Source organism: Modicisalibacter luteus DSM 23508 (assembly GCF_000378505.1).
Lineage (GTDB): Bacteria > Pseudomonadota > Gammaproteobacteria > Pseudomonadales > Halomonadaceae > Modicisalibacter > Modicisalibacter luteus.
In genome coordinates this window covers 62,158-82,567 of the sequence record NZ_KB899996.1, presented here as the reverse complement: position 1 = coordinate 82,567, position 20,410 = coordinate 62,158, and the positions used below count along the sequence as shown (strand labels likewise).

General features: G+C 62.8%; 20 protein-coding genes. 7 read left to right on the top strand and 13 right to left on the bottom strand.

What is annotated here, in order from left to right; genetic code table 11:
• Positions 1-59: 59 nt before the first annotated feature.
• On the top strand, positions 60-1,607 hold the full coding sequence (gene nuoM, locus F568_RS0112770; RefSeq protein ID WP_019019126.1) for an NADH-quinone oxidoreductase subunit M: 1,548 nt from the start codon (positions 60-62) through the stop codon (positions 1,605-1,607).
• Entirely contained in the window at positions 1,604-3,049 is a 1,446-nt protein-coding gene (gene nuoN / locus F568_RS0112765; RefSeq protein ID WP_019019125.1) for an NADH-quinone oxidoreductase subunit NuoN, read from the top strand. Before nuoM ends, nuoN begins: the two co-directional genes overlap by 4 nt.
• Before the next feature lie 62 nt (positions 3,050-3,111).
• On the opposite strand, the gene F568_RS0112760 is transcribed toward nuoN, so the two are convergent.
• From F568_RS0112760 to F568_RS0112735, 6 genes are all read right to left on the bottom strand, one after another.
• The gene (locus F568_RS0112760) at positions 3,112-4,233 is read right to left on the bottom strand and encodes a TRAP transporter substrate-binding protein (RefSeq protein ID WP_019019124.1); all 1,122 of its coding nucleotides are present in this window, start codon (positions 4,231-4,233) and stop codon (positions 3,112-3,114) included.
• Between the two features lie 117 nt (positions 4,234-4,350).
• Positions 4,351-5,754: a TRAP transporter large permease gene (locus F568_RS0112755; protein WP_019019123.1), complete on the bottom strand. Its 1,404-nt coding sequence runs from the start codon at positions 5,752-5,754 to the stop codon at positions 4,351-4,353.
• Positions 5,755-6,315 carry a TRAP transporter small permease subunit gene (locus tag F568_RS0112750; RefSeq protein WP_019019122.1) on the bottom strand — a complete coding sequence of 187 codons (561 nt, stop codon included), beginning with the start codon at positions 6,313-6,315 and terminating at the stop codon, positions 5,755-5,757. It abuts the gene before it with no gap.
• A gap of 195 nt (positions 6,316-6,510) precedes the next feature.
• A complete protein-coding gene (locus F568_RS0112745) occupies positions 6,511-7,317 on the bottom strand; it encodes an endonuclease/exonuclease/phosphatase family protein (protein ID WP_019019121.1) in 807 nt (268 codons plus the stop codon).
• Between the two features lie 3 nt (positions 7,318-7,320).
• Positions 7,321-7,959: a thiol:disulfide interchange protein DsbA/DsbL gene (locus F568_RS0112740; RefSeq protein ID WP_019019120.1), complete on the bottom strand. Its 639-nt coding sequence runs from the start codon at positions 7,957-7,959 to the stop codon at positions 7,321-7,323.
• 186 nt (positions 7,960-8,145) lie between these two features.
• Complete coding sequence (locus F568_RS0112735) at positions 8,146-8,754, bottom strand: c-type cytochrome (protein WP_019019119.1); 609 nt, start codon at positions 8,752-8,754, stop codon at positions 8,146-8,148.
• 243 nt (positions 8,755-8,997) lie between these two features.
• On the opposite strand from F568_RS0112735, the gene yihA reads away from it, so the two are divergent.
• Complete coding sequence (gene yihA, locus F568_RS0112730; RefSeq protein WP_019019118.1) at positions 8,998-9,615, top strand: ribosome biogenesis GTP-binding protein YihA/YsxC; 618 nt, start codon at positions 8,998-9,000, stop codon at positions 9,613-9,615.
• Here the strand turns inward: yihA and F568_RS0112725 are convergent.
• The 7 genes from F568_RS0112725 to argH are packed head-to-tail and all read right to left on the bottom strand — an operon-like array spanning position 9,592 to position 15,750.
• Positions 9,592-10,344 (bottom strand): HAD family hydrolase, encoded by a 753-nt coding sequence (locus tag F568_RS0112725; RefSeq protein WP_019019117.1) that lies wholly within the window; start codon positions 10,342-10,344, stop codon positions 9,592-9,594. The two genes, yihA and F568_RS0112725, sit on opposite strands and share 24 nt — an antisense overlap.
• A gap of 10 nt (positions 10,345-10,354) precedes the next feature.
• Positions 10,355-11,263, bottom strand: coding sequence for a tyrosine recombinase XerC (locus tag F568_RS0112720; protein WP_019019116.1), 909 nt, complete (start codon positions 11,261-11,263; stop codon positions 10,355-10,357).
• A gap of 12 nt (positions 11,264-11,275) precedes the next feature.
• Positions 11,276-11,992 carry a DUF484 family protein gene (locus F568_RS0112715; RefSeq protein ID WP_019019115.1) on the bottom strand — a complete coding sequence of 239 codons (717 nt, stop codon included), beginning with the start codon at positions 11,990-11,992 and terminating at the stop codon, positions 11,276-11,278.
• A gap of 27 nt (positions 11,993-12,019) precedes the next feature.
• Entirely contained in the window at positions 12,020-12,853 is an 834-nt protein-coding gene (gene dapF, locus F568_RS0112710) for a diaminopimelate epimerase (protein WP_019019114.1), read from the bottom strand.
• A complete protein-coding gene (gene lysA / locus F568_RS0112705) occupies positions 12,853-14,121 on the bottom strand; it encodes a diaminopimelate decarboxylase (RefSeq protein WP_019019113.1) in 1,269 nt (422 codons plus the stop codon). The genes dapF and lysA overlap by 1 nt, the downstream gene beginning before the upstream one ends.
• 2 nt (positions 14,122-14,123) lie before the next feature.
• Positions 14,124-14,345, bottom strand: coding sequence for an LPS translocon maturation chaperone LptM (lptM, locus tag F568_RS0112700; RefSeq protein ID WP_019019112.1), 222 nt, complete (start codon positions 14,343-14,345; stop codon positions 14,124-14,126).
• A 1-nt stretch (position 14,346) separates the two neighbouring features.
• Positions 14,347-15,750 carry an argininosuccinate lyase gene (argH, locus tag F568_RS0112695; RefSeq protein WP_026300523.1) on the bottom strand — a complete coding sequence of 468 codons (1,404 nt, stop codon included), beginning with the start codon at positions 15,748-15,750 and terminating at the stop codon, positions 14,347-14,349.
• Between the two features lie 202 nt (positions 15,751-15,952).
• Between argH and hemC the strand changes: the two genes are divergently transcribed.
• The 4 genes from hemC to F568_RS0112675 are packed head-to-tail and all read left to right on the top strand — an operon-like array spanning position 15,953 to position 20,390.
• On the top strand, positions 15,953-16,888 hold the full coding sequence (hemC, locus tag F568_RS0112690) for a hydroxymethylbilane synthase (RefSeq protein ID WP_019019110.1): 936 nt from the start codon (positions 15,953-15,955) through the stop codon (positions 16,886-16,888).
• A complete protein-coding gene (locus tag F568_RS0112685; RefSeq protein ID WP_019019109.1) occupies positions 16,888-17,679 on the top strand; it encodes a uroporphyrinogen-III synthase in 792 nt (263 codons plus the stop codon). The genes hemC and F568_RS0112685 overlap by 1 nt, the downstream gene beginning before the upstream one ends.
• A 6-nt stretch (positions 17,680-17,685) precedes the next feature.
• Positions 17,686-19,170, top strand: coding sequence for a uroporphyrinogen-III C-methyltransferase (locus F568_RS0112680; RefSeq protein ID WP_019019108.1), 1,485 nt, complete (start codon positions 17,686-17,688; stop codon positions 19,168-19,170).
• The gene (locus F568_RS0112675; protein ID WP_019019107.1) at positions 19,167-20,390 is read left to right on the top strand and encodes a heme biosynthesis HemY N-terminal domain-containing protein; all 1,224 of its coding nucleotides are present in this window, start codon (positions 19,167-19,169) and stop codon (positions 20,388-20,390) included. Before F568_RS0112680 ends, F568_RS0112675 begins: the two co-directional genes overlap by 4 nt.
• Positions 20,391-20,410: the final 20 nt, after the last annotated feature.

The window sequence follows — 20,410 nt, the reverse complement described above, 5'->3', positions numbered from 1 at the left end:
CTGCATACCGACGCCGCTGGGGGAGCCGTGATGACAAGACGACAAGGAATGCGACATTTATGACGCTGGTCTGGCTGATTCTGATTCCCTTCATTGGCGGGCTGCTGTGCTGGAAGGCGGAGCGCTTGGGCGAGATGGCACCCCGCTGGATTGCGCTGGGGACCATGGGGCTGGTGCTGCTGATTACGCTCGGGCTGTGGTTTCAGGGCGAGTACCACCTGCCCGATCCGACCGCCTCCAGCGAGGCGGCGCGCTGGTCGATGGAATGGCGGGCGGCGTGGATTCCCCGCTTCGGCATCGAGGTGCATCTGGCGCTGGATGGCCTGTCGCTGGTGCTGATCGCCCTGACCGGCTTTCTCGGTGTGCTGGCAGTACTGTGTTCCTGGAACGAGATCGTGCGCCGTGTCGGCTTCTTCCATCTCAATCTGCTGTGGATCCTCGGCGGGGTGGTCGGTGTGTTCCTGGCCATCGACCTGTTCCTGTTCTTCTTCTTCTGGGAAATGATGCTGGTGCCGATGTACTTTCTGATTGCGCTGTGGGGACACAGCGGTTCGGAGGGCAAGACACGCATCACCGCCGCCACCAAGTTCTTCATCTATACCCAGGCCAGCGGGCTTCTGATGCTGGTGGCGATACTGGGCCTGGTTTTCGTCCACCATGCCAATACCGGCGAGTATTCTTTCAGCTACGACGACTTGCGCAACACGCCACTGTCCGACGGCCTGGCGATGTGGTTGATGTTGGGCTTTTTCATTGCCTTCGCGGTCAAGCTGCCGGTGGTGCCGCTGCACGGCTGGCTGCCAGATGCACATGCCCAGGCACCGACCGCGGGTAGCGTCGATCTGGCGGGTATCCTGCTCAAGACGGCTGCCTACGGCATGCTGCGCTTTGCGCTGCCGCTGTTTCCCGAGGCCTCGCAGGCCTTCGCTCCGGTAGCCATGGCGCTGGGCCTGATAGGCATCTTTTACGGAGCGGTGCTGGCGTGCGGTCAGCACGACGTCAAGCGGCTGATCGCCTACACCAGCATCTCGCACATGGGCTTCGTGCTGATTGGCATCTATGCAGGGACCGAGTTGGCCCTGCAGGGCGTGGTCATGCTGATGGTGGCGCATGCCTTCTCGGCGGCCGGACTTTTCATCCTAAGCGGCCAGCTCTACGAGCGACTGCATACCCGTGACATGCGCGAGATGGGGGGGCTGTGGGGACGCTTGGGTAGCTTACCCGGGTTTTCGCTGTGTTTCGTTGCCGCCTCGCTGGGCATGCCGGGCACGGCCAATTTCGTTGGCGAGTTCATGGTGCTGTTCGGCAGCTTTGCGGTGGCGCCATGGGTAGTGGCGACCGCCAGCGCCGGGCTGGTACTGGCGGCCATCTACTCGCTACTGCTGATGCAGCGCGTACACTTCGGGCCCACCCAGAACGATACCCCGCTTGCCGGGCTCGACCGGCGCGAATTTTTCATGATGTTGGGCCTGCTTGCCCTGGTGCTGTTGTTTGGCTTGTATCCGCAGTTGCTGCTCAACACTACCGATGCCGCCATGCTGGAGGTGCAGCGCCTGTTCAGTGCGGCTGACACACTCATCACCACACTGCCGACGGGGGTCGCATGACACTGACCTTGACGCATCTCGTTGCGCTACTTCCGTTGATCTTGGTCTGTGTCACGGCCATTGTGGTGATGTTGGGGATCGCCTGGCGGCGTCATCACTCAGGGACTGCCTTTGCCACGGTGGTCGGACTCAATCTGGCCCTGTTCTCGCTGCTCATCGTATGGCAGGTGGCGCCGCTCGAGACGCCGCTGCTGGCCGTGGATGGCTTGGCGATGTTTGCCGCCGTGCTGATTCTCGTCTCTTCGCTGGCCTGCGCCACGCTGGCCCACGCCTATCTGGAGCATTACCAAGGACCTCGCGAGGAGTTCTATCTACTGCTGCTGTGCGCCGCCGCTGGCGGGCTGGTACTGTCGGCCAGTCAGCACTTGGCCACGCTGTTCTTCGGTCTTGAGCTGCTGTCGATGCCGCTCTACGGGATGCTTGCCTATACCTTCCACGAGCGTCGCTCGCTGGAGGCCGGCATCAAGTATCTTGTGCTATCGGCGGGGGGTACCGCCTTTCTGCTGTTCGGCATGGCGCTGCTTTATGCCCAGACCGGACGCCTAGACTTGGCCGGCCTATCGGCGGGTCTCGTTCAGGGTGCGGGCGCATGGGGAGTGGCCGGTGCCGGGCTGATGCTGGTGGGCCTGGGCTTCAAGCTGTCGGTTGTGCCGTTTCATCTATGGACCCCCGATGTCTACGAGGGCGGGCCAGGACCGGCAGCGATGTTCCTTGCCTCGGCCAGCAAGGTGGCAGTGTTCGTTGTGCTGTTGCGCCTGGTGCTGTCGGCACCGGCCTTCCAGGATGCCTGGCTGCATGATGTGCTGGCGGCTCTTGCGCTGCTCACCATGCTGGTCGGCAATCTACTGGCGTTGACCCAATCCAACCTCAAGCGCCTGCTGGGCTATTCATCGATCGCTCACTTCGGCTACCTGTTGGTAGCGCTGGTGGTCAGCGACGGGTTGGCGGCGGAAACCGGTGCCGTCTATCTGATCACCTATCTGATCACGACACTGGGCGCTTTCGGCGTGGTGACATTGCTGTCGAGCCCCTACGGTGGCAGCGATGCCGCGGGGCTGCATCATTATCGCGGCTTGTTCTGGCGGCGGCCCTACCTGACGGCAGTACTCACCGTGACCATGCTGTCGCTGGCCGGCATTCCCTTTACGGCGGGGTTCATCGGTAAGTTTTACATCATTGCGCTGGGGGTCGAGGCAGGCCGATGGTGGTTGGTTGGCGGCATCGTCGTGGGCAGCGCCATCGGTCTGTATTACTACCTGCGGGTCATGGTCACGCTATATCTGGTCGAGCCGGGCATGCAGAGTCGTGATGCGCCGCATGACTGGGGCATACGTGCTGGCGGGGTAGTGGTGCTGGGGCTGGCGCTGCTGGTGGTCCTGCTGGGCATCTATCCGGCGCCAATGATCGACTGGGTGCGTGCCATGGGCACCTTAACGAGCTAGCAGCGCTGAATATAAAAAACCGGGCTCGCAACGCGAGCCCGGTGACCGATGCGCTACAGCGATTATTGCTGCTGGGTGGTGGGGGTATCGCCGTCCGGGTTACGGGCGTTGTAGTACGCCTGCTCGGAGATGGCGTGGTAGTTCTCGACCTTGTCCTGGAACGCGCTGTAGGAGTCGTAGATCTTCTTGGCCATGTCGTTGGTCTCGGCCAGCTCCTGCACCACCGCCTGTGAGTGCTTCTTGGCTTCGGCCAGCACGTCGTCGGGGTAACGCTTAAGCTGGACGCCATGCTCCTCGACAAGCGTCTGCAGGGCATCGTTGTTACGCGCGGTGTACTCGTTGAGCACCGACAGGTTCACGTCATGCACGGCGGTCTTGAGGATTTCCTGCAAGTCGGCTGGCAGCGAGTTGTAGGCCTCCTCGTTGACGATGGCCTCGAACATCACGGTCGGCTCGTGCCAGCCCGGGTAGTAGTAGTAGTCCGCTGCCTGGTGCAGGCCGAAGGCCAGGTCGTTGTACGGTCCGATCCAGTCGGTGGCGTCGATGGCACCGGACTGCAGCGAAGTGAAGATCTCGCCACCGGGCATATTGACGATCGCCGCACCCATGCGGTTCATGACCTCGCCACCCAGCCCCGGCATGCGCATCTTGAGCCCGTTGAGATCCTCGACCGAGTTGATCTCCTTGTTGAACCAGCCGCCCATCTGCACACCGGACGCGCCGGCGGTCATGACATCGACGCCGAACTGGTCATACAGCTCATTCCACAGCTCGATACCTCCGCCATACTGCAGCCAGGCGTTCATTTCCTGGGCGTTCATGCCGAACGGCACCGCGGCAAAGAACTGTGCGGCCGGCGCCTTGCCCTTCCAGTAGTAGGAGGCGGAATGGCCCAGCTCGGCAGTGCCCTCGGAGACTGCATCGAAGACCTCGAAGCCGGGGACCAGCTGGCCGGCTCCGTAGACGTCGATGGTGAGACGACCGTCGGACATCTTGTCGACCAGCTCGGCCAGGCGCTCCGGCCCTTGACCGACACCGGGGAAGTTCTTCGGCCACGACGTGACCATTTTCCACTTGTAGGTGTCATCCTGCGCATGGGCGGGGTTATCGAGGGCAGTTGCCAGGCCCAGGCCGGTGGCGGTGCTGGCCATGGCGATGACGGCGGCAAGAGACTTGAGTTGCATAGCGCATTTCCCCTTATTGTGTCGTTGAGCGCGTTGTGCGCCTAGGGTTGTCATCGTGCGGCGGTGGGCGGGTACCCACCGCCAACACATACTAATCAGTCTGGACCATTCCCCCGATCAGAACTGCGCTGGTAGCCAGGTGGCGAGCTCCGGCACGAAGGCCAGGGCGACCAGCATGCCCAGCTGCAGCACGATGAAGGGAACGACGCCACGATAGATCGCCGTGGTGGGCACCGTGTCCGGTGCCACGCCGCGCAGGTAGAAGAGCGCGAAGCCGAACGGCGGTGTCAGGAACGACGTTTGCAAGTTGATAGCGATCATGATGCCCAGCCAGATCGGGTCGAGGCCCATGGCCAGCAGCACCGGACCGACGATCGGCACGACGACGAAGGTGATCTCGATGAAATCGAGAATGAAGCCGAGCAGGAAAATCACCAGCATGACGATGATCGTCGCGCCGACCACACCGCCGGGCATATTGTCGAACAAGTGCACGACCAGTTCCTCGCCACCGTAGGCGCGGAATACCAGCGAGAACAGCGCGGCACCGATCAGGATCAGGAAGACCATGGTGGTCACGTGGGTCGTCGAGCGCACGACTTCCTTGAGCGTGGCGAAGTCCAGCTTGCGGTAGGCCAGGGCCAGGATCAGCGCGCCGAAGGCGCCCACCGCCGAAGCTTCCGTCGGCGTAGCGAAACCGCCAAGGATCGAGCCCAGCACGGCAACGATCAGCACGATCGGCGGTACCAGCCCCTTGAGCAGCAGGAGGCCCAAGCCGCCTTGGTGGCCGAGTTCCTCCATCAGCTCCTGGCGATCCGCAGGCGGAGCGGCGCTAGGCCGCAACCAGGCGATGACAGCGACATAGATAATGTACAGCGCGACGAGAATCAGGCCCGGGACGATGGCACCCATGAACAGGTCGCCGACAGAGACGGTCTTGGGGCTGAAGATCCCCATGGCCAGCTGCGCCTGCTGATAGGCGGAGGAGAGTACGTCGCCGAGCAGCACCAGTGCGATGGAAGGCGGAATGATCTGGCCAAGGGTGCCGGTAGCACAGATCGTGCCGGTGGCCAGCGACTGGCTGTAGCCGCGCTTGAGCATGGTCGGCAGCGACAGCAGGCCCATGGTGACCACGGTGGCGCCGACAATACCGGTGGAGGCGGCAAGCATCATGCCGACAATGGTCACCGAGATACCCAACCCACCGCGCAGCGAACCGAACAGCAGAGCCATGGCGTCGAGTAAGGTCTCGGCGACCTTGGATTTTTCCAGCAGGACGCCCATCAGTACGAACAGCGGCACGGCCAGCAGCGTCGAATTGGACATGATGCCGTAGAGGCGGTTGGGAAGCGCCGACAGAAAGGCCGAGTCGAAATTGGCGTCGATGCCCAGCGATTCCAGGCCCATTCCCAACCCGGCGAAGGCCAGCGCAGTGCCGGCCAGCGACAGCGCCACCGGGTACCCGAACATCAGCACGATACAGATGACGGCGAAAAGCACGAGCGCCATGTATTCGAACATTTACACACGCTCCTCAAGGTGATCGTCGTCATGCGCCGGGGGCGCGATGCGTCCGGCAATGATCAGGGCGTTACGGATCAATTCGGCGATGCCCTGTACAATCATCAGTACGGCGAACACGGGAATCAGCGTCTTGAGCAGGAAAATGGCAGGAATGCCGCCGGTATCCGGGGACCCTTCGAGGATCGCCCATGACTTGCTGACGTAGCCCAGGCTAGAGACGAGCACGAAGAGCATGACCGGCATCAGCAGGAACAAGGTTCCGAACAGGTCGACCCATGCCTTGCGACGCGCCGAAAATCCCCGATAAAAGATATCGACACGTACGTGGCCATCGTGTTTCAGCGTGTAGGAGGCGGCGAGCAGGAAAACCAGGGCATGCATGTACATGACCGATTCCTGCATGGGTATGCTATTGAAGTTGAACATGTAGCGCAGCACCACGATCAGGAACTGGATCAGCATCATCGCGAGGATCAGCCAGGCAAGTGCCTTACCCAACCGCTCGGTGACAACGTCGATCCAGGCCAGGGGGGCTGGCACGGACGAAGCACGATTCATGGAACCCTCTCAGTCTAGGCGTTTTGCGCCGTTATTTTGCTGGAACGTCACGCTGCTGCCCAGAGCGACAGCAGACTCGACATGCCAGGGGGCCTATCTTCGCACAGTCCGGCTTGTGGCCGTGATGGTGGCGATGGCCGCGCTTCACGCAAAATCTACGCTAGCGTGAACGCTGGCCGCCGCCAGGGCAATGGTTCATTGGTCTGACAAGGCAGGGATGGTCTGACGGCAGGCGTCGGGAAGATGAATATCCACTGCCAGCGGCAAGTGATCGGAGGTCAGCGGATCCAGTGCCATGATCTCGCCTGCCTCAAGCGAGGAAGACAGCAGAATATGGTCCAGGGCCCGGCTCGGTTGCCAGGATGGATAGCTCAGCAACGGGCGTACCGGATGCAGCGGCAGCGAGGTACAGAATCGGGAATGGGCGTTTAATTGATCGGGGGTACAGTTGAGATCGCCCATGACCACCACATGCTTCAGCGGGGTGATGATCTCGCTGAGGTAGTCGAGCTGGCGCACACGCCCGCGGTGGCTCAATGCCAGATGAGCAACGAAGACGTGCAGAGCATCGGGGCCTTCGCCATAACGGGCATGGATGGCTCCGCGGCCGGGCAGGGTGCCAGGCAACCGGTGCTCTTCGACCTGGTTAGGCGACATTCGTGACAGCAGGCCGTTGCTGTGCTGGGCCACACGGCCCAGATTGCGGTTCAACTGCTGGTAATGGAAGGGAAACCCCGCCCGATGGGCGAGGTATTCAACCTGATTGACATTCCCCGAGCGAAAGCTGCCACCATCGACTTCCTGTAGGCCGACGATATCGAAGCGGCCAAGTACCTCACCGAGCAGGTCGAGGCGTCCCTGCCGCTTGGCGTGTGGCAGCAGATGCTGCCAGCTGCGGGTGATGTAGTGGTGGTAGGCCGAAGTGTGAATGCCGACCTGCAGGTTGTACGTCAGCAGGCGCAGCGTGTCTGCACGGCCTTTGTGGATGGCACGCGCGTGCATCGCTCACTCTCCCTGATTGCTGCGTTCGCTACGGACCTGCTCGATGAGGGCACCGGCAATCTGCGGCATGTTCTCAAGGCTACCCGCACTGCTTGGGGTGATCACGTAGCGGCCATCGACGACCAGCGCCGGCACCCCCATCAGCTTATAGGCGCGCATCTTGGCATGGGCCCGATTGATCTGGCTCTTGACGCCGAACGAGGTCAGCGCATCCTTGGCTTCCTTTTCGCTGACGCCATAGTTGCTGAAAAACTCGGCAATCTCGTCGGCATCGGCGAGCTTGCGCCCGTCCTGATGGATCGCGTCGAAGAAGTCATCATGGAGCTTCTCGAGAATGCCCAGTTGCTGGGCAGCATAGAAGGCTGTGGCATGGGTCGTCCAGACATCGCCCATGGTCGCTGGCAGGCGCTGGAAAGTGACATCTTCCGGCAGCTCGGCCACCCAGGCGTTGAGCGGCGCTTCCAGGTTGTAACAGTGCGGGCAGCCATACCAGAAGGCTTCTGTCACCTCGATCTGTCCCTCGTCGACATTGGTTTCCACCGGCTCGTCGAGCACCTGATAATCCTCGCCTGCGACCGGGGCGGCCAAGGCCATGGTCGAAAGGCCAAGTCCGGCAACCATTGCAATCCAGTGTTTCAGCATGTGCCACGTCTCCTTGATGTACTTAACGATTCTCTGCCTAATAAAGGTATCAGAATCTCGGCCACGGGGCTGCGCCCGAGACTGATGTCGTCTTTGAACGCGAACCGGCAAGGCGGTTCCCCGGGTCGGAACGACACAAGGCGGCCGAGGCCGCCTTGGTAATGTGCATGCAAGCGCCAAACGCGCTTAGTTCAAGCCATAGACATAGTTGGCCACGGCCTCCATGTCGCTGTCGCTCATCTTGGAGGCGATGTCGCGCATGATGGCGTTGGGGTCATTGTCGCGCTCACCGTTGGCGAAAGCTTTAAGCGTGGTCACGGTATATTCCGGATGCTGGCCTGAAAGCGCCGGATAGCGGGCGGTGTTGATACCTTCCCCAGTCGGAGTGTGGCAGGCCATGCATGCGGGGATGCCCTTGGCTAGGCTGCCGGCCTTGTAGAGTTCGAGACCGCGCTGGGCTAGATCGGGGTCGGCCTGGCCCAGATTGGCGGGCTGGTTGGCGAAATAGACTGCCAGGTCGGCGATGTCCTGATCGCTGAGGTTGGCGACGATGCCGGCCATCTGTGGCACTGGACGCACACCGTCACGAATGTCGACGACCTGCTTGAAGAGATAGTTGGGTTGCTGGCCTGCCAGGTTGGGAAACGTCGGGGCCGCACTGATGCCTTGCTGGCCGTGACAGGCCGCGCAGACCTGGGCCTTTTCGCGGCCCGCTGAGGGATTGCCGTCGACCTGAGCGTGAACCGTGCCCACCAGACCCAGAGTGATAGCCAGGCTTGCCAGTAACTTTCTCATCGCTAATCCCACTATGCCGTTTCATTATATTTTGTCTGGCTGGGAGGCCCGCGTGCCAAAGCCCTCGATGGCCTAGCGTTCGCGACCGCCGTGTACCGAGTGGTACACTAGCCCGGCCCAGGGCGACATCAACTGTTGGGCAGTATATCGAATCCCCTCGGTGGGGTGAATGTGGCCATATTGCTGCACGTAGCCCATGACAGCCCCACCGATGCTCGCCGCTTAGCCAGGAAGAGACCCGCCGTGACCCGCCTCAATTACCACGCTACCCGTTTCATGACCAGTGCCCCGACCTTGGCGGCGTGCCCGCCCGACGACGGCCGAGAGGTCGCCTTCGCCGGACGTTCCAATGCCGGCAAGTCCAGCGCGATCAACGCCTTGACCCAGCAGAAGGCACTGGCCCGCACATCCAAGACACCGGGCCGCACCCAACTGATCAACTTCTTTAGCGTGGGCGAAGACACGGGGAGCCGCCTGGTCGACCTGCCTGGTTATGGCTTCGCCAAGGTGCCTGAAAAGGTCAAGCTTGAGTGGCAGCGTCACCTGGCGGATTACCTGCAGCGCCGCGCGTCATTACAGGGGTTGGTGCTGCTCATGGACGTTCGCCATCCATTGAGCGAATTCGATGAGATGATGCTGGGGTGGGCCGACGAACAGGACATGCCCGTGCATATCCTGCTGACGAAAGCCGACAAGCTCAAGCCGGGCGCGGCCAAGAGCAGCTTGCTACAGGTACGCCAGCGACTGCGCGAGTGGGAGGACCTGGTCAGCGTGCAGCTGTTCTCGGCGCTCAAGAAGCAGGGGGTGGATGAGGCCCGAATGCGTCTGGATACCTGGCTAGCGCCCGAGCTGGTCGAGTAGCGCGGGCAACTCGCGCACATGGACGAGCCGGTAGACGCCTTCGGGCAGTGCCCCTGGGTCTTCGCCGCGCTTGTCGATCCAGGCAACACGCATCCCCAGCCGCCAAGCCGGTAACACATCCTCGTTCCATGAATCGCCGACATGTAGCGCCCGCGATGGGGTGCTGCCCAGGCGCGCCAGTGCCGCCAGAAACGGCCGTGCATCGGGCTTGGGTGTGAGCATTTCTCCAGCCGCAATGATTACCGAGAAATGGTGGGCCAATTCCAGGCGCCTCAGGTCGGCGTTGCCATTGGTAATGGCCGCCAGTCCATAGCGTGTACGCAAGGCGTCGAGCATCGGTACGACTTCAGGGTAGGGCGTAAGCTCGTGACGCAGGGTCAGGAAGCGTTCGATGGCCGCCGCAGCCCACAGGTGGGCCGCGCTGCGTGGCAGGCCGAACTCCTCGAGCAGCTCGACCAGGGCCCGTTCGCGCAGCCAGGTGAAGTCGCCGCGACGCAGCGGATGCCGCCGGGCCACGTCCAGGCGGCGCTGAAGGTAATGTTCCAGCGTATAGCCTTCACCGTAGCGGCCCAGCTGGCGCAGGGCCTCGTCGACCACGGTCTCGTCAAGCCACACGGCCAAGGCATCGTCGAGCCAGGCATGATGTTCCTGCTCGGCACGCTCCATGATCGGGCGGTTATCCCAGAGCGTGTCATCAAGGTCGAAAGTCAAGGTATCGATGGGAGACATGGCGTTGGCCTCAGGTGGTCGGGTCGTCGCCGGGCGTTTGGCGCTGACGGCGGGCCCGGGGATGAGCAGCATCGTAGGCACTGGCCAGGTGCTGCCAATCGAGCCGGGTATAGACCTGGGTGGTGGCCAGGTTGGCGTGGCCCAGTAGTTCCTGGACGGCACGCAGGTCTTGGCTGGATTCCAGCAGGTGGCTGGCGAACGAGTGGCGCAGACGGTGTGGGTGCAGATGCTCCGGGAGGCCGCGTGCGACGGCGCTTTCAGCCAGGCGCTGTTGAATGGCGCGATGGCCGAGACGGCGACCGCGCTGCCCGACGAACAGAGCCGATTCTTCATCCCCGGCAAATGTTCCGCGGACCTTGAGCCAAGCGTCCAGAGCCTGGCGGGCACGTTTGCCGACCGGGACCTGACGCGGCTTGTTGCCTTTGCCCACCACCCGCACGCGGCGCATGTCGAGACTGTCAAGGTTCAGTGCGGCGAGCTCGGCCAGGCGCAGGCCGCACGAGTAGAACAGCTCGAGCATGGCCTGATCACGGATTGCCAGTGGTGACTCATCGTGTGGCGCATCAAGAAAGCGGGTCAGTTGGTCGATATCCACCGGCCTGGGCAAATGCTGAGGCTGTCGGGGTGTTCTTACCAACTTGACAGGGTTTAGCGGCAACACCCCTTGGCGCATCAGTGTCTCAGCGAAGCGCGACAGGGCGGCGCGACGCCGGGCCAGGCTACGTGGGGCCAGGCCGCGGCTGCGTTCCCGGCCCAGAAAGCGCCGTACCAGGGCGGCATCGAGCGCCTGCCATTCGGTGACCCCCTGCTCGACAAGGTAGGTCTGCAGTGACGCCAGGTCGCGGCGGTAGGCGTCCACGGTCGCAGGGCTGGCCTGCTGCGCCAAATCGGCCAGAAAACACTCCACTGCCTCATTCATAACTCACCTGCCTCACTGGCCCTGGGTCAGCCGCACTAACAGGCGTACCACGACATCACCGAGATACTCGGTGAACAACGTGTCCAGGCTGGCACGGAAATGCTCGGTGTCATGGCTGGCCAGGATCAGATAGCCGAACGGCTCGCCGAGTGTCAGGCGGGTCAGCGCGCAGGAGCCTGCCTGAGCTGGCGGCTCGATGTGCGGCAGCAAGAGCTGCCAGTCCTTGCGCGACAGGCGCCGGCAGCGGCTGGCGCGACCATCTAGCAGGGCGGCGAGTCGGATACCGGCGGCGTCATCGAGTATGAAGCGTGGCGGCTGGGGTGGCTGCGGTTCGCAATCGGTCAGGCTGGGAGCGCACCACAGCGCCACCGATTGAGTCCGGAAGCGTTCGGAAAGCTGGGTCGCCAAGGCCTGTCCCAGTGCATCGCTACTCTCGGCTTCGAGCAGCGCCAGAATCAGCTCGCGGGTGCGCCGATATTGCGATTCGTTGTGACGGGCCGACTCCAGCAACTGTTCGAGCCGCCACTCGGCGCCCTCGGCCCGTTCACGCAGATCGTGAACCAGGCGCTCCAACAGGGAGATTGCGCCCTGGGTTTCCGGGTGTGGCACCTTGAGTTGCTGTAGCAACCCTTCGCGCCCGACGAAGAAATCGGGATGTCGGGCCAGCCAGCGAGCCACCGCTTCAGGAGACAATGTCTGGCGGGGGTCGGGGGCTTGGGCTTGGGTCATGTTGGTTACCTCGTGATCGCACGGCACTCAGCCGAGCGGCACTCGACCGTCGAACACCCGCACGGCGGGGCCGGTCATGAACAGGGGCTCACCGTCGCCGGCCCATTCCAGGGTCAGCGTTCCGCCAGGGAGCTCGACATCCACAGGGCTCTCCAGCAGGCCCCGGCGAATACCGCTGGCAACGGCTGCGCAGGCGCCGGTGCCGCAGGCCAGCGTCTCGCCGGCACCGCGCTCAAAGACGCGCAGGCGAACGGCATGCCTTGAGACGACCTGCATGAAACCGGCGTTAACCCGGCGAGGAAAGCACGGATGCGATTCGATCTTCGGCCCCAGCGTTTCCACCGGAGCGTTATCGACATCGTCGACCTGCAGAACAGCGTGTGGATTGCCCATCGAAACCACGCCGACCTGCAGCGTTTCGCCATCAACCACGATATCGTGCAGGGGACGATCTTCCGTGGCATCGAAAGGGACATCCGCCGGGGCGAAGCGCGGTGCGCCCATGTTAACGCGTACCCGGCCATCGTCTTCGATCACCAGGGTCAGCTGGCCGCCCTGGGTCTCGACGCGGATCTCGCGCTTATGGGTCAGGCGCTGATCGCAGACGAAGCGCGCGAAGCAGCGCGCCCCGTTACCGCAATTTTCCACCTCGCTACCGTCAGCGTTGTAGATCCGGTAGCGAAAGTCCATGTCCGGGTCGCGTGGCGGCTCGACGACCAGCAATTGATCGAAGCCGATGCCGAAGTGGCGATCGGCGAGCTGACGGATGCACGCCTCGTCGAAGCGCGCCCGCTGGGTGACCAGATCAACGACCATGAAGTCATTGCCCAGCCCGTGCATCTTGGTGAAATGCAGCAGCATCAGCGACTCTCCGGCAGCAATGATTCTCCGGCCCACAAGTCCTCGAGACGTTCGCGGCGGCGCACCAGATGCGTGCGGTCACCATCGACCATGACTTCCGCCGGCCGCGGTCGGCTGTTGTAGTTCGAGGCCATGACGAAGCCATAGGCGCCCGATGAACGCACCGCCAGCAGGTCGCCGGCATCCACCGCCAGATCACGGTCCTTGCCCAGGAAGTCGCCGGTTTCGCAGACCGGGCCGACCACGTCGTAGGTAGCGGTGTCGCGCGGCATGCGAGTATCGGCCGGGATGATCGCCTGCCAGGCCTGGTAGAGCGACGGCCGGATCAGGTCGTTCATGCCGGCATCGACGATGGCGAAGTTCTTGGTTTCACCGGGCTTCAGGTATTCGACGCGGGTCAGCAGTACGCCTGCATTGGCGGCAATCGAGCGCCCCGGTTCGAACAGCAGTGTCAGGTTGCGTTTGCCATCCCATGCCGAGAGCCGCTCGAGCAGGGCGCGGGCGTAGTCGAACGGCGCCGGTGGGGTCTCGCCCTGATAGGGCACGCCGAGACCGCCGCCCAGGTCGAGATGCTCGATGTGGATCCCGCGCTCCTTGAGCCGATCGAGCAGCACCAGCAAGCGATCCAGGGCATCCAGAAACGGTGACAACTCGGTGAGCTGCGAACCGATGTGGCAGTCGATACCCACCGGATCGACGTTGGGCAGGGCCGCGGCGCGTTCGTAGACCTCCACTGCCTGGTCAATGGCAATGCCGAACTTGTTGGCCTTGAGTCCGGTAGAAATGTACGGGTGAGTGCGGGCGTCAACATCGGGATTGACGCGTAGCGACACCGGGGCGACCTTGTCCAGGCTGGCAGCGACGGCATTAAGGCGCTCCAGCTCCGGCAGCGATTCGACGTTGAAGCATTTGATGCCAACCTCCAACGCACGGGTCATTTCGTCGGCCTGCTTGGCGACGCCCGAGAACACCACCTTGGCGGGGTCGCCGCCGGCGGCCAGTACCCGCTCGAGTTCACCCTGCGAGACGATGTCGAAGCCGGCACCCAGGCGGGCAAGCAGATTGAGCACTGCCAGATTGGAATTGGCCTTGACCGCGTAGCAGATCAGGTGCGGGTGGCTGCCCAGGGCCTCGGTATAGGCCCGGTAGTGGCGCTCCAGCGTGGCCCGCGAGTAGACGTAACAGGGCGTGCCGAAGCGTTCGGCCACCTGGGCGAGCGGAACGTCTTCACCGTAGAGTACGCCGTCGCGATATTCGAAATGATCCATCGTTATTCCCTGGCGCCGGACGATATGGCGTTTCCGGCGTCTGTGTCATGGTCTTGGCCAGCCTCGGGCTGGCTCTCTTCAGGCTGGCTTTCGTGGGTGCCTGCCGGGTCATAGGCTTCCGCGGCTTCTTCGTCCCCTGGCAGGTAGAGTGGCCCCTTCTGCCCGCAGCCGGCGAGCAGCAATACAGCCAGCAGGAGAGCAGGCAGGGCCAAACGTAAGCGCATTTCAGCCTTCCCCTCTCATGGCCTGGAGGACGTCGCGTGCACGCTGGGCAGCGGCGCGAACCTGATTCGGCGCCGTGCCGCCGATGTGATTGCGTGCCGCTACCGAACCTTCCAAGGTCAGGACCTCGAAGACATCCTCGCCGATGATGTCCGAAAACTGGCGAAGCTCGTCGAGGCTCATCTCGGAGAGATCCTTCTTCTGGGCGATACCGTAGGCCACGGAATGGCCAACGATCTCGTGAGCGTCGCGGAAGGCCACGCCCTTGCGAACCAGGTAGTCGGCCAGGTCGGTGGCGGTGGAGAAGCCACGACGGGCCGCTTCGCGCATATTGTCCGCCTTGGCCTCGATGGCCGGCACCATGTCAGCGAAGGCCTTGAGGCAGCCCTTGACGGTATCGAGGGTGTCGAACAACGGCTCCTTGTCTTCCTGATTATCCTTGTTGTAGGCCAGCGGCTGCGACTTCATCAGAGTCAGCAGACCCATCAGATGGCCATAGACGCGTCCGGTCTTGCCGCGCACCAGTTCGGGTACGTCGGGGTTCTTCTTCTGCGGCATGATCGAGGAGCCGGTGCAGAAGCGATCAGGAAGGTCGATGAAGTCGAATTGGGCGCTGGTCCACAGCACCAGCTCCTCGCTCATGCGCGACAGGTGCATCAGCAGGAGGCTGGCGAAGGCGGTGAATTCGATGGCGAAGTCGCGATCGCTGACCGCGTCCAGCGAATTCTCGGCGGGGCGCTCGAAGCCCAGCAGTTCAGCCGTGACATGACGATCGATGGGGTAGGTGGTACCGGCCAGGGCTGCAGCGCCCAGGGGCATCACGTTGACCCGCTTGCGGCAGTCACGCAGGCGCTCGTGGTCACGGGCGAGCATTTCCTGCCAGGCCAGCAGGTGATGGCCGAAGGTCACAGGCTGAGCGGTCTGCAGGTGAGTGAAGCCGGGCATGATGGTGTCGGCTTCGCTGGCGGCCAGCTCGATCATGCCATGGCGCAGGCGGGCCAGTTCGGCATCGATGGCATCGATCTCGTCGCGCAGATAGAGGCGAATGTCGGTGGCCACCTGATCGTTGCGCGAACGACCGGTATGCAGCTTCTTGCCGGTAATACCGATCTTCTCGGTCAGGCGCGCCTCGATGTTCATGTGAACGTCTTCGAGCTTGACCGACCACGGGAACTCGCCGGCCTCTATCTCGCGTTCGACCTCGGCAAGGCCGCCAATGATGGCGTCGCGCTCATCGGCGGTGAGCACGCCGACCCGCTCTAGCATCGTGGCATGGGCCACCGAGCCGCGGATATCGTGGTGATAGAGGCGGCGATCGAAGTCCACCGAGGCGGTGAATTTCTCGACGAAGGCGTCGGTGGGTTCGCTGAAGCGGCCACCCCATGACTGGTTGGTCTGCTGGCTCATCGGGCGTAAGCGTCCTGCATTGTCACTGAAAGAAATGAGTGTACCAGAGTCGACGCCACTGGCGAGGCCGGCCGGGGGCATTGCAGGTAGCGATTTTTCCTTGCTTCGCGACTGCTTTATGATGAAGGGCAACGGGCCATGACCATGGCCGCACTATTTGTGTCGGCGCGAACGCCGTCCATTCCATTGTAGGGAGACTGACGTGTCCGCCATCACCAAGCTTCGTATCGCCACTCGCAAGAGTCTGCTCGCCCTGTGGCAGGCTGAGTATGTGCGTGACCGTCTCATGGCGCTGCATCCAGGCCTTGAGGTGGAACTGGTTGCTATGTCCACCCGGGGCGACAAGATTCTCGATACGCCGCTGGCCAAGGTCGGCGGCAAAGGTCTGTTCGTCAAGGAGCTCGAGGAGGCGATGATCGATGGTCGTGCCGACATTGCCGTGCATTCCATGAAGGACGTCCCGATGCATTTTCCCGAAGGCCTCGGGCTTTCGGTGATCCTGGAGGGTGCCGAACCCACCGATGCCTTCGTCTCCAACCGCTATGCCAGCTTCGATGACCTGCCCCATGGCGCCCGCGTGGGCACGTCCAGCCTGCGTCGCGGCCTGCAGGTCAGCGAGGCGCGCCCCGACCTGCAAGTACTCAATCTGCGCGGCAACGTGCAGACCCGCCTGGGCAAGCTCGATGCCGGTGAGTTCGATGCGATCATTCTGGCGACGTCCGGGTTACGCCGGCTGGAGCTCAGTGATCGCATTACCATGGAGCTGCCGCCGGAAATCTGCTTGCCGGCCTGTGGCCAGGGCGCGCTGGGCATCGAGTGCCGGACCAATGCGCCGGAGCTTCTGGCATTGCTGACGCCCCTCGACCACCCTGAGACGGCCACCCGGGTGCGCGCCGAGCGGGCCATGAATACGCGTCTCGAAGGTGGTTGCCAGGTGCCTATCGCCGGCCATGCCATACTCGAGGGTGATACGCTCTGGTTGCGTGCGCTGGTCGGCATGCCGGACGGCTCGAAAGTGCTGCGTGCCGAGGGGCGAGGATCGGCCAGTGAGCCCGAGACATTGGGGATACGGGTCGCCGAGGATCTTCTCGATCAGGGCGCTGGTGATATCCTGGCGCAGGTCTACGGCGAGTACTGATGGCTTCGCCCCCCAGGGTCCTGATTACTCGACCGGGCAAGCGGGCGCAGCCGTTGCGTCAGGCGCTCGAGGCCGTGGGGGTCGAGGCGGTGTCGCTTGAGGCGCTACGGCTGGAGGCCTTGGCTGAATCGCCTGAGACGCGCCAAGCGTGGCTCGACTTCGACCTCTTTCAGCGGGTCGTGGTGATCAGCCCCTTCGCGGCGGAGTGCCTCGCCGATGGGCTCGACCGATACTGGCCTCAACTACCTCTGGGGCCCAGCTTCTACGCGGTGGGCGCGGGCACGGCCAAGGTACTGCATGAAACGCTCGGCGTGCGTGTTCACATGCCGCCGGCGAATGCCGTAGACAACAGTAGCGAATCCCTGTTGCGCCTGCCGTCCCTGCAGCGCCTGGACGAGCAGCGTGTGCTGCTGGCTGCAGGGGAGGGAGGCCGCACTATGCTGGCAGATAGCCTGGCTCAGCGAGGAGCGAAGCTGACCCGGCTAGCGTTGTATCGACGCATACCGGTTGAGCCTGGCGGGCCGGGCGCGCAGTATCTTACACAAGGTGATTTTTCTGCACTGGTGGTGACGAGCGGCGAGTTGCTCGAACATCTGGCAGGATGGTGTTCTGCCAAGGCGTTGAACCAACCGCTAATCGTTTCCAGCCAGCGTTTGGCTACACTGGCCCACACGCTGGGCTACCTGCGTCCTCATGTGGCGCAAGGCGCCACACCGGTCGCCCTGGCGGCCGCCGTGGCCAACGCGTGTAACCTGGATGGCGCCGATCATGATGATCTTGAAAAGGGCTAGCGACAGATGAGCAAGCAAGAGCACGATCAGGACGAAAAACGTGCGCCTTCCGGCGCGGGAAAGGGCGAATCCCCTGGCGATGCGTCGAAAAAACCGGCCACGGACAAGGGGGCGATAGCCCAGTCCGGTAATGGCACGACTGCATCGACACCGGAAAAGAACGACAAGGGCCAGGGGGCGGATGCTGTCAAAAAGACGGACAAGCCGGACGCTAACCGCCCAGTGACGGGCAGTAATGCGCCACAACAGGAACATGCGGCTTCTGCGCCGGCCAAAGGCCAGGATTCCAAGCCTGGCAAGCCTCAAGACACCAAGCCGGAACCGGCAAAGGCGGGCGCAGGTGGCAATGGCCCCTCCAAGCCCAAGGATGCCTCTGGCAAACCTGCCGCGGGAAGCGCCACCACCACGGCGGGAGCCGGCGGAGCGGGCACGGCAACACCCCGGCCCGCTGGGAGTGGCAGCGATGGCAAAGGCGGCAAGGCCGGCATCGCGGCGCTGATCCTAGTCATTCTACTGGTGCTCGTTGCCGCTATCGCTGGCTGGTGGGCCTGGCAGAAGCTGCAGGCTCAGCAAGCGCAGCTCTCCCAGCTGTCGCAGGTCGAGAGCAGCGCCAGTGCCAACGCCAATGCCATCGATGAGCTGCGTTCCCAGCTGAGCGGGCGCGACCAGCAGAGCCAGCAGGCCGTGCAGGATCTGCGCAACGAGATGCAGCAATATCGCCAGGAGATGAACCAGACCCTCGATCAGGTGCTGGCGAAACTCGCCGAGGAACAGGAGACCGATCCTAACGAGTGGTTGTTCTCCGAGGTTGAGTACCTATTGCGCCTGGCCAACCAGCGTCTGCAGCTTGAGCGTGATGTGAATGGAGCGATCTCTCTGCTGCGTACGGCCGATGAGCGTTTGGCTCAGACCGACAACCCTGCCCTGACGCCGGTGCGGCGTGCCATCCAATCCGAGTTGGGTGAACTGCAATCGGTACCCAACATTGACCGTACGGGGCTTTACCTGCAACTCATGGCGCAGCAGGAGCAGCTTGCCAAGCTGCCCTTGCAGCAGGACATTGAGCAGATCGCCGCCGAGGGAGGCGACACCTCCACGGTCGAGGGTGCCTGGCAGCAGCAACTGTCTCGTCTGTGGCAGGAGATCAAGGAGCTGGTCGTCGTGCGCCGTCATGACCAGGCCCTGGAAGCCTTGATGACGCCTGAGCAGGAATCCTACCTGCGCCAGAATGTACGTCTGCAGCTGGAGCAGGCCCAGTTGGCATTGCTTCAGGCGAACCCCGAGCTCTATCAGGCCAGCCTGGAGAAGGCAGTCACCCTGATCGAGGGTTACTATGACACCGAGAGTGATGGCGTTCAGCAGGTCCTGGACACGCTTCGCTCACTGATGGACAAGACGATTCGCCCTGAGCTGCCGGACATCAGCCAGTCGCTGCAGGCCCTGCGAGATTTCATGACACGTCGCCAAGGCGGCGGGAGTGGTGACGCATGAGAAAGCTGATCCTCATCGTCGTTATCGGCCTGGCACTGGGTGCCTTGCTAGGCCAGTTGATGCAGTCATTGCCCGGCTACTGGCTGGTGCGCGTGGGCGACACCTCTTTCCAGACCTCGTTCTGGTTCGGGCTCGTGGTGCTACTGGGCGTATTCTTCGTGCTGCATTTCGTGTTGCGCCTATTGATGCGCATGCGCCGCCCGGTCAGCCGTCTCAAGGTCTGGAACAGCCGCAACCGCAACCGCAATGCCATGCGCCGTACCGTGCGTGGCCTGGTGGCGCTGGCCGAAGGTCGCTGGAAGCGCGCCGAAAAGGCACTGACCAAGGCGGCAGACGACTCTAGTACGCCATTGGTCAACTACCTGTCTGCCGCGCTGGCTGCCCATTATCAGGGGCGCTACGAGCAGGCCGACACGCTGCTGCGCCGCGCGCACAACAGCACCGAAGGCGCCGATACAGCCGTAGGCATGGTCCAGGCCCAGCTGATGCTCGATCGTCAGCAATTCGAGGAGGCCTTGGCGACGTTGACGCGCCTCGAGAAACAACTGCCCGAGCATCCGCAGGTACTCAAGCTGCTCAAGCAGGCCTACCTGAGCGTCAACGACTGGGAAGGTATCCGCCGGCTAATGCCGCGCATGGCTCGTCAGCAACTGGTCACACAGGAAGAGCGCCACGAGCTGGAGCAGCGTGCCTATCGCGAGTTGATCCTGCAGGCGGCGCGTCACCCCGGCAATGTCGAGCGGGTCCGCAACCTGTGGGCGGACATGCCCGATCATCTGCGCAGTGATGTTGAGCTGGTCGGGCTGTATACCGAGGCGTTGGTAAGAGGCAAGGAGGAGGGCATTGCCGAACGGCTATTGCGGCATTCTCTCAAGGAGCGCTGGGACAGCCGCCTTGTGCTGCGTTACGGGCTGCTCAATGTCGATCCCGGACGTCAGCTGGCCTACGCCGAGAAATGGTTACAGGAGCGCCCCAACGATCCTGACCTCCTGTTGACCTTAGGGCGGTTATCGCTGCGCAATGCCTATTGGGGCAAAGCGCAGGAATACTTCGAGGCCAGCCAGCGTCAGCGTCCGAGTGGCGTGGTCTGTGCCGAGCTGGCTCGTCTGTTTGCCAATTTGGGCGAGCATAACAAGAGCCAGCTTTACTACCGCCAGAGTGTCGAACTGCTCGACAAGTCACTGCCTGCACTGCCGCAACCCAGCGACAGCAACCGGTAGGCCGACTTCGCTTTGCTCTC